Consider the following 9258-nt stretch of genomic DNA (forward strand, 5'->3'; position numbering starts at 1 on the left):
AAAGCCGCCGGTCGAGAAAACCGGGCTGACGCTCGGCATGGGCATGACCGAGAAACAGGGCGGCACCGATGTGCGCGCCAATGTGACGAGGGCGGAACGCGCCGGCAGCGGTTTTTATCGTCTGACCGGGCACAAATGGTTCATGTCGGCGCCGATGTCGGATGCCTTCCTGGTGCTGGCGCAGGCGCCGGAGGGGCTGTCGTGCTTCCTCGTACCGCGCGTTCTCGGTGACGGCTCGGGCAACGGCTTCCGCTTCCAGCGGCTGAAGGACAAGCTCGGCAACCGTTCCAACGCATCCTCCGAAGTCGAATTCGTCAATGCCATCGGCGAGATGGTCGGCGAACCCGGTGCCGGTGTGAAGACGATCATGGACATGGTGACGCTCACCCGGCTCGATTGTGCCATCGCCTCGTCGGCGATCATGCGCGCGGGCCTCGCCGAGGCCGTTCATCATGCCCGCCATCGTCAGGTGTTCGGTTCGACCCTGATCGAGCAGCCGTTGATGCAGCGCGTGCTGGCCGACATGGCACTCGATGTCGCCGCCGCCACCGCACTGTCGTTCCGGCTGGCGCGGTCCTTCGACGAGGCGGCCAGCGACCGCGGTGAAGCGGCGTTTGCCCGCGCCATGACGCCGGTCGTCAAATACTGGGTCTGCAAGATCGCGCCGCCTTTGCTCTATGAGGCGATGGAGTGCCTCGGCGGCAATGGCTATGTCGAGGAGGCGCCGCTCGCCCGCTATTATCGCGAGGCCCCGGTCAACGCGATCTGGGAGGGCTCGGGCAATGTCATGGCGCTCGACGTGCTGCGCGTGCTTGGCCGTGCGCCCGGCCTGTTCGAGGATGTGCTGGCCGGCATCGACCGCGATCTCGGCGCCGGCGGACGCGGCACGATCGGCGTGCTGAAGGCGGCGATGCAGGTCGCTTCAACCGACGAAGGTTCGGCTCGGCTGCTCACCGAGCAGCTGGCTCTGTCGGCTGCGGCGGCGGAATTGCGCCGTCTGGGGGCAGGGCGGATCGCCGACGCGTTCGTCGAGACGCGATTGGCCGGCCAATGGCGCAACACCTATGGCATGATCGATTCGCGCCACGATGCACGCATGATCATCGACACGCTCTATCCGCCAGTGAACTGAGCCGCGAGCATCGCAAAAACCGGCGCCATCCACAGTTTTGAGGCGTTGGTCCGTATCCTCTCGCATATGGCTAATTTTCGTTAACCTTAACAAATGGTTTCCGTTGCGATGGCGAGCGGCAAGGCCCACTGTCCCGGCGCAAGCAGGCAATGGTTCAGATTGGCCGTCTCCTGCTTTGCGAAGCAGGAACACCGATGCGACAGGTACTGACCTCTTTTCTGACCTTGCACTGGACGATTGTTTTCGCCCTGCTTGCGCTCATCTGCATCGACGGAAACCGTGGTGTGGCGGCGGCGCTCGGCGTGATCGGTGCCACAATCGAGGGTACCCGCTTCGTCAACCTCGACAATTTCGTTGTCGTGGCGCCGCTTGCCACCGCATTGCTGGTCGTCGCGGTTCTGTTTTTCTGGGCCTTTGTCGAAGCCCTGGTCAACGACGCGACCAGCCCGGACGCCGACAGCGTTGCCCGCATCGCCTTCATCTGCGCGTCCGGCGTGTTGTCGCTGATCGTCATCGGGGGTGCTGCGCAAGGCATAAACGGGCTGTTCATGGCCGTTGCCGTGCAGCTGGCAGCACTTCTGGCATCCTATGTCGCCATGCTTGCCGAACGGCGGTCCGTGGTTGCGGCAGCGGCTTCGGGCGAAGGCGAGATCCATGCCGTCGCGCACGGCATGGCAAAAGCCGCAGCCCACAATTCGCTGCTTTCACTCATATCAGGCCGAACGGTGTCCAAAACCGGCTCCAATCCCAGGGGAGGCCGCTGATGCGCTACATCTTCGGATTCTGGGCGGCGCCGATGGCGATTTTCTGGGGCTGGTTCTATCTGTCGGCCAATGACATCAATTTCGGCTACGCGATGCTCAGCCGACAGATGCACGACTTCTTCTTCCAGCTCTACGGTCAGATGCTCGGCATCGATCCGGCGATCATCCCCGGCATGGTGGCGAAGACGTGCGTCTTCGACGGGTTGCTGCTGATGGCGCTTTGGGCATTCCGCCGTCGCCGCGAAATCGCCGGCTGGGTCAGACAGCGCTGGGCGGGTCCGGTTCCGTTCGAGCGGATGCGTGGAGCGACTGAAGCCGGTCCAAAACTCCCTGCAGAATAAACGCGGCTGCCGCCGAATCGATCTTACCGGCGCGCTTGCGGCGCGAGAAATCCATCTCGATCAGCGTCCTTTCGGCCGCGACCGTCGATAGCCTTTCATCCCAGAGCACGAAGGGCAGGTCGCTCATTTGTGCCATGTTACGGACGAAGGCGCGCGATTTCTGCGCACGCGGACCTTCCGAGCCGTCCATGTTGATCGGCAGCCCAATCACCACGGCGCCGGCATTCTCCTTTTGTAGCAAGGCGAGCAGCACCGCCGCATCGAGCGAAAATTTCCTTCGCATGATGACCGGACGCGGATGGGCGAAGGAAAACCTCTGGTCCGAGACCGCGACGCCGATCGTCTTGTCGCCGAGGTCAAGCCCCGCCAGCGTCTTACCGCCGGCTAACCGCGCCGGCAATTCTTCGATCGTGATAATGCCCACCGGCCGTCCTTCGCCTTTCACCACCAGGTGTTTTGTCAAACGCGTGGCGGACAAGTAACCCTTTGATCTCGGGGCCATTGGCGTTCTATCCTTTGGCAAGTCAAAAATCGAGGAATGCATTCATGAAACTGACCTGGTACGGCCACTCGGCCTTTCGGATCGATACCGCTGATGCCAAGATCCTCATCGACCCCTATCTGATAGGCAATCCGTCATGGACGGGTGGCTGGGAGGGCCCGGCTGAGGGTGTCACGCATGTGCTGCTGACGCATGGCCACAGCGACCACATCAGCGGCGCGGTGGAAGTGCTCGGCAAAAGCGGCGCCCAGCTCGTCGCCAATTTCGAGATCTGCATGTATCTGGTCGGCAAGGGCGTCAGCGACAAGAAGATCAATCCCGGCAACATCGGCGGCACCGTCGATTGCGGCAGCTTCACCACCACTTTTGTCCAGGCGCTGCACTCATCCTCGTTCCCGGGCGAGGGCGGCCAGAACACCTATCTCGGCAATCCGGGCGGCCTCGTCCTGCATTTCCCGGAAGACAAAACGCTCTATCACATGGGCGACACCGACATCTTCTCCGACATGGCGCTGATCAACGAGTTGCATGAGCCGAAGATAGGCCTGGTGCCGATCGGCGACCGCTTCACCATGGGCGGCGCGGTGGCGGCACTTGCCTGCCGGCGCTTCTTCAAATTCGACACCGTGGTTCCCTGCCACTTCGGCACGTTTCCGATGATCGACCCGACCGCCGATAAGTTCGAGGCCGGCCTGGAAGGATCCGGTGTAAGGGTGGCGTTGCCGAAAATCGGTGAGACGATTACGATTTAGAAACAGCTAAAGTGGAATAAATCCATGGTATTGGGGCGATCTCTTTGCGTTTCCATGTTTGTCGCGGCGTCGCCCGCGCTCGCCGCGGATGATTTCATCGAAGGCGTCTACCTTCAGTCCGAAGAGCTTTGCACGCAGGCCAAAAAGGACACGCTGCAAACGCTGATCGACGCCGGCAACATCGTGCTTTCGGCACACGGCCTGCAGAGCGTGGAATACAATTGCGAGTTTCTGCAGGTCAGCAAGGCGACCGCTTCGCCGAGCTGGGCGGTGACGGCCCTCTGCCAGGAACCGGGCTATGTCTTCCCAGATGTCCTCTCGGTGACGCAAATGAATGAGAAGCAGATCGATCTCGTGTCGGTCCGGCCCGTCAACGACGAAAGCGAAGCAAGCGGCAACAGCGGCAGCTACTATCTGTGCGAGGGCGTTGCCCTGCCGTAGACATCATCCTGTGCGTGGATCGATGGCCGAAGACTAGGCCGCCGCCGCAGCCTGGTTCTCTCGCACGATGCATGTTGCGCAGCGCGCGCGGCGCCGCTATAGCCCGAACTGGTTTTCCCCGAGGCAAAAACATGTCCGTAGATCTTCAGACAGTGAAGCGCGTCGCGCATCTCGCCCGCATTGCAGTGAGCGAGGAAGATGCCGAACGGATGACCGGCGAGCTGAACGCCATTCTGGGCTTCGTCGAACAGCTGAATGAGGTCGATGTTTCCGGCATCGAACCGATGACCTCGGTGACGCCGATGGACATGAAGAAGCGTCAGGACGTTGTTACTGACGGCGGCAAGGCAGCTGACATCGTCGCCAACGCGCCGGCGACCGAAGAGAATTTCTTCCTCGTGCCGAAGGTCGTGGAGTAAACCGGCCGATGGCAATCGACATCGCCATTGAAACGCCACTGCAGGACGACGTGCGCGGCCTGGTCGAGGAACTCAACCGGACCTTGCTCGAACTGACGCCGCCGGAGCATTGCTACCATCTGACGGTCGAGCAGATGGCTGGTGAGGACACGACTGTCTTCATCGCCCGCGACAACGGCATGGCCATTGGCTGCGGTGCGCTGAAACGCCATGACGGCGCTGTCGGCGAGGTCAAGCGCATGTACACGCGGCCCTCGCATCGCGGGCAGAAGATCGGCGCGAAAATCGTCGAGCAGGTCGAGGCGCTGGCGCGCAACGAGGGGCTGAAGCGCCTGGTGCTGGAGACGGGCGACCGTCACCCCGCGGCGTGGACCGTCTACGAACGCGCCGGGTTTTCGCGTTGCGGCCCGGTGCTGGATTATCCCGATTCCGAGTGGTCGGTGTTTTACGAAAAGAGCCTTTGATGAGCGACCTGACCCAGCTGACGATTTCACAGGCTCGCGCCAAGCTGCACGGCAAGGAAATCACCGCGACCGAGATCACCGAGGCCTATCTCTCGGCCATCGATCGCGCCAATCCCGCGCTCAATGCCTATGTCGCGGTGACAGGCGACAAGGCGCGCGACATGGCCAAGGCGTCCGACGCAAGGCTGGGCAAGGGCGAGGGCGGTGCGCTGGAAGGCATCCCGCTCGGAATCAAGGACCTGTTCGGCACCGAAGGCGTCCATACGCAGGCCTGCAGTCATGTGCTGGACGGGTTCAAGCCGCGCTACGAATCGACCGTTACGTCAAATCTGTGGGCCGACGGTGCCGTCATGCTCGGTAAACTCAACATGGACGAGTTCGCCATGGGCTCGTCCAACGAGACGTCCTACTATGGCCCGGTCATCAATCCGTGGCGGCGCTCGCGCCTAGACACGGTGGTGATGCCGACGACGCATCAGGGTGATGGCGGCTTCGTCTCGGCCGGCGGCACCAGGACCGCGCGCAGCCTGGACAATGCGCAGCTGGTGCCGGGCGGTTCTTCTGGCGGTTCGGCAACCGCAGTGTCGGCCTTCCTGTGTGCCGGCGCGACCGCGACGGATACTGGCGGCTCGATCCGCCAGCCGGCCGCCTTCACCGGCACGGTCGGCATCAAGCCGACCTATGGCCGCTGCTCGCGCTGGGGCATCGTCGCCTTCGCCTCGTCGCTCGACCAGGCCGGCCCGATCGCTCGTGACGTGCGCGATGCCGCGATCCTGCTGAAGTCGATGGCCTCCGTCGATCCGAAGGACACGACGTCGGTCGACATGCCGGTACCGGACTATGAGGCCGCGATCGGCAAGCCGATCAAGGGCATGAAGGTCGGCATTCCCAGGGAGTACCGCGTCGAGGGCATGCCCGAAGAGATCGAAGCGCTGTGGCAGAAGGGCATTGCCTGGCTGAAGGACGCCGGCGCCGAGATCGTCGATATTTCCCTGCCGCATACGAAATACGCGCTGCCCGCCTATTACATCGTGGCGCCCGCCGAGGCTTCGTCCAATCTCGCCCGCTACGATGGCGTCCGCTACGGCTTGCGCGTGCCGGGCAAGGATATCGTCGACATGTATGAGAAGACCCGTGCCGCCGGTTTCGGCCGTGAGGTCAAGCGCCGTATCATGATCGGCACCTATGTGCTGTCGGCCGGCTATTACGACGCCTACTATCTGCAGGCGCAGAAGGTGCGCAATCTGATCAAGCGGGATTTCGAGACTGTCTTCGCCGCCGGCGTCGATGTCATCCTGACCCCGGCAACGCCATCCGCCGCCTTCGGCATCGCCGACGAGGACATGGCTGCCGATCCGGTCAAGATGTACCTGAACGACATCTTCACCGTCACCGTGAACATGGCCGGCCTGCCGGGCATTGCTGTGCCCGCCGGGCTCGACGCCAAGGGCCTGCCGCTCGGGCTTCAGTTGATCGGCCGGCCGTTCGACGAGGAAACCCTGTTCCAGACCGCTGCCGTCATCGAGCAGGCCGCCGGCACATTCCAGCCGGAGAAATGGTGGTAGCATGCCGCCCCCGTCTCGCATTTCCATCGTCGAGACGGAAGACGAACTGCTGATAACCAACCCACCGCGCATCTCGGATTTCAGGATGGGCTTCGTCCTGGTTGGGGCCGCGATCGCTGCCTACACCGGCTACATGGGATTGACCGACACGTCGCCCGCAAACGTCGCCAGCGGCACTCTCGGATTGCTGTCGTTCACTGCGATCATTGCCCTCTTCACCTACTTCCTCGGCAAGGATTTCATGTGGCTGGTGTTCGGCAAGGAAACCCTGCGGCTAACCGACGTGGCAGCCGTGCGCGACGTCAGGGGTTTTGTGCGAAATCGTTCCTCATTGCCTTTGAAAGGGCACCTTGAGGCCGAAATCCTCGACCATACCTATCCAACGGATGAAGCGGGGCTGTCGGAAGTCATCAGGTTGACCAACACCAACGGCGTCCTTGTTTTCGGCAGGGAGTTGAGCCGGCCCGAGGCCGAGGCTGTGACAAGTGCCGTCGAGCACTTCATCAGTCGTGAGAATTCGAGCCGACGATAGGCAGCCAATGTTCTTCTACCTTTCCAAGATCTTCTGGTTCTTCATCCAGCCGCTCAACCTGGCGATCTTCCTGCTGCTAGCGGGACTGCTCGCGGTCACGATCGGGCGCCGACGGTTAGCGGCCGCCGGCAGCGTGCTGGCATTTTTGATCCTTGCACTGTCAGCATGGACGTCGCTCGGCGCCATGATGCTCAATCCGTTGGAAGAGCGCTTTCAACGCCCGCCGCTGCCGGAAAAGGTCGACGGCATCGTCGTGCTCGGCGGCGGCTTCGAGGGCGCCATCAATCTGGCGCGCGGCGGCTATGAGCTGAACAGCAGCGGCGATCGGATGGTCGAGACCGCGATTCTCGCCCGGCGCTTTCCCACCGCCAAGGTGGTCGTCTCCGGCGGCACCGGCGCGTTGTTTCTCGATGGCGAGGGCGATGCCGCAACCGCGCCGCGCCTGCTCACCGCGCTTGGCGTGGCGGCCGACCGTATGATCCTGGAGAACAAGTCCCGCAACACCTATGAGAACGCGGTCTTCACCAAGGAGTTGGTAACGCCGAAGCCCGGCGAGACCTGGCTGCTGGTGACCTCGGCCTTCCATATGCCGCGCGCCAAGGCGCTGTTCGACAAGGCCGGCTTTGCAACCGTTCCATGGCCGGTCGACTATCGCACCTCGGGACGGGAAGGCGTCGGCCTGTTCCGCGACAATCCAGCCGATTCGCTGCAGGCCACCACCATGGCCATCCGGGAATGGATCGGGCTTTTTGCCTACTGGCTGTCAGGCCGGATCGATCAGCCTTTTCCGGGTGGCTGACCGATCACCGCCTGCCTGGCCGCCGAGAAGAACTGGCGCCGCACCAGCACCGCCAGCAGCAACAGCGTCGACAACACGAACACCATGGGGTCGACGAACCAGCCGAGATAACCGATCGAGAAGAACACGCCGCGCAGGCCGGAGTTGAAGTGCTTTCCGGCCAGCATGTTCATTTGCGCCGCACGCCACACCGCCGTTTCGGTGACCGGATTGCGCGAGGCTTCGCCATGCGGGATTGGCACGGCGCCGATCAGGATCGTGCAATAATTGAACAGCCGGTACGCCCAGCCGAATTTGAAGAACGAAAACGCCAGGATCAGCACCAGCCCAAACACCTTTATCTGGAAGGCCGCGCGCGACGGCGCGCCACCCAGAGGCAGGTCGCTGAGCACTTCAAGAACCCGGTCGGACGCGCCGAGCAGGGCAAAGCAGCCGCCGATCGCGATCAGCGAGCTGGAGGCGAAAAAGGCGGTGCCTTGCTGCAGCCCGCTCATGATGGCGGTGTCGACGATGCGGATCTCGCGCTCGGCCATGGTCCGCATCCAGGCTTGCCGCTGTGCATTCATCGCCGTCGTCAGCGACACCCGGCTGACAAGCTTGCCGTCGGAGGCAAACGTGTGCAGCAGCCACGCGACGAGGAAGAAGGCCAGCGCCGCGAGATCGGCTGTCGAAAGATCGAGGGAATCGCCCATGGCCTGAATTTATCACATTCAGCGCGATCGCTTCGATGTCCGCATACAGCGATCGTGCCAATGTCGCTGCCGGAGCAAACAAGGTCGGCGGGTGCAGCGCCGCGATTTCCAAAAGAGCGGAAACATCGTGGGAATTCCTATATGTAGTCCTCGACCTGACTCCAGGAGACAACGCCGCGTGTTCCTTTCGGTTTTCGACCTGTTCAAGATCGGCATAGGACCCTCGAGTTCGCACACGATGGGACCGATGACCGCCGCGGCGCGGTTTCTCGACGAGGTCGCGGGAAATGACTGGCCGCGCCCGGCGGGTGTGAAGGTCGACCGCCTTGGCGCCAGCCTGCACGGGTCACTCGCCTATACCGGCATCGGCCACGGCAGTGACCGCGCCGTCATGCTCGGCCTTGCCGGTCTGACGCCGCAGACGGTCGATCCCGACCAGGCCGATGGCATTGCCAGCCGCATCGCCGCCGAAAAGCGTATTTCGCCGCCCGGCCATCCCACCTATCGCTTCGATCCGGCCACCGATCTGGTGCTGGACCGCAAGACGCCGCTCACCGGCCACGCCAACGGCATGGCGTTCTACGCCTATGATTCCGGCGGCCGCCTGCTGCTCAAGCGCATCTATTATTCGATCGGCGGCGGCTTCGTGGTTTCCGAAGAGGAACTGCAGCGGATGAAGGCCAAGGGATCGGTGACGACGGAAGGCAAGAAAGTGCCTTATCCGTTCAAGAATGCGGTCGAGATGCTGGCCATGGCCGGCAAAAGCGGCCTTTCCATCGCCGACATGAAACGCGTCAACGAGGAGACGCAGATGACGCGCGAGGCGCTCGACGCCGGCCTCGACGGCATCTGGAG

At 62.7% G+C, this 9258-nt stretch carries 13 protein-coding genes; 11 read left to right on the forward strand and 2 right to left on the reverse strand.

Annotated features, from left to right (window positions below):
- The 3 genes from EN914_RS13335 to EN914_RS13345 form a co-directional block, all read left to right on the forward strand.
- On the forward strand, window positions 1-1132 hold a 1132-nt coding region (locus EN914_RS13335; protein WP_127389114.1), incomplete at its 5' end, for an acyl-CoA dehydrogenase family protein.
- 194 nt (window positions 1133-1326) lie between these two features.
- On the forward strand, window positions 1327-1896 hold the full coding sequence (locus EN914_RS13340; RefSeq protein WP_013531792.1) for a hypothetical protein: 570 nt from the start codon (window positions 1327-1329) through the stop codon (window positions 1894-1896).
- Complete coding sequence (locus EN914_RS13345) at window positions 1896-2237, forward strand: DUF6105 family protein (protein ID WP_013531791.1); 342 nt, start codon at window positions 1896-1898, stop codon at window positions 2235-2237. The genes EN914_RS13340 and EN914_RS13345 overlap by 1 nt, the downstream gene beginning before the upstream one ends.
- Here EN914_RS13345 and ruvX read toward each other — a convergent pair.
- On the reverse strand, window positions 2155-2661 hold the full coding sequence (ruvX, locus tag EN914_RS13350; protein ID WP_013531790.1) for a Holliday junction resolvase RuvX: 507 nt from the start codon (window positions 2659-2661) through the stop codon (window positions 2155-2157). The genes EN914_RS13345 and ruvX overlap by 83 nt on opposite strands.
- 122 nt (window positions 2662-2783) lie before the next feature.
- Between ruvX and EN914_RS13355 the strand changes: the two genes are divergently transcribed.
- The 7 genes from EN914_RS13355 (at window position 2784) to EN914_RS13385 (ending at window position 7711) form a co-directional block, all read left to right on the forward strand.
- On the forward strand, window positions 2784-3491 hold the full coding sequence (locus tag EN914_RS13355; RefSeq protein ID WP_024503487.1) for a metal-dependent hydrolase: 708 nt from the start codon (window positions 2784-2786) through the stop codon (window positions 3489-3491).
- 54 nt (window positions 3492-3545) lie between these two features.
- Window positions 3546-3932 (forward strand): hypothetical protein, encoded by a 387-nt coding sequence (locus tag EN914_RS13360; RefSeq protein WP_032899252.1) that lies wholly within the window; start codon window positions 3546-3548, stop codon window positions 3930-3932.
- 131 nt (window positions 3933-4063) lie between these two features.
- Entirely contained in the window at window positions 4064-4351 is a 288-nt protein-coding gene (gene gatC, locus EN914_RS13365) for an Asp-tRNA(Asn)/Glu-tRNA(Gln) amidotransferase subunit GatC (protein WP_013531787.1), read from the forward strand.
- A gap of 8 nt (window positions 4352-4359) precedes the next feature.
- A complete protein-coding gene (locus EN914_RS13370) occupies window positions 4360-4815 on the forward strand; it encodes a GNAT family N-acetyltransferase (protein WP_024503485.1) in 456 nt (151 codons plus the stop codon).
- Window positions 4815-6380 (forward strand): amidase, encoded by a 1566-nt coding sequence (locus EN914_RS13375; protein WP_024503484.1) that lies wholly within the window; start codon window positions 4815-4817, stop codon window positions 6378-6380. Before EN914_RS13370 ends, EN914_RS13375 begins: the two co-directional genes overlap by 1 nt.
- Window position 6381: 1 nt before the next feature.
- Window positions 6382-6912 (forward strand): hypothetical protein, encoded by a 531-nt coding sequence (locus EN914_RS13380; RefSeq protein ID WP_127389115.1) that lies wholly within the window; start codon window positions 6382-6384, stop codon window positions 6910-6912.
- A gap of 7 nt (window positions 6913-6919) precedes the next feature.
- Entirely contained in the window at window positions 6920-7711 is a 792-nt protein-coding gene (locus EN914_RS13385) for a YdcF family protein (RefSeq protein ID WP_024503482.1), read from the forward strand.
- On the opposite strand, the gene EN914_RS13390 is transcribed toward EN914_RS13385, so the two are convergent.
- Window positions 7690-8403 (reverse strand): DUF599 domain-containing protein, encoded by a 714-nt coding sequence (locus tag EN914_RS13390; RefSeq protein ID WP_013531782.1) that lies wholly within the window; start codon window positions 8401-8403, stop codon window positions 7690-7692. The genes EN914_RS13385 and EN914_RS13390 overlap by 22 nt on opposite strands.
- 178 nt (window positions 8404-8581) lie before the next feature.
- On the opposite strand from EN914_RS13390, the gene EN914_RS13395 reads away from it, so the two are divergent.
- A partial coding sequence (locus tag EN914_RS13395; RefSeq protein ID WP_281034655.1) for a serine dehydratase beta chain occupies window positions 8582-9258 on the forward strand: 677 nt, incomplete at its 3' end.

The organism is Mesorhizobium sp. M7A.F.Ca.CA.001.08.2.1 (assembly GCF_003998455.1).
Taxonomy (GTDB): Bacteria; Pseudomonadota; Alphaproteobacteria; order Rhizobiales; family Rhizobiaceae; genus Mesorhizobium; species Mesorhizobium ciceri.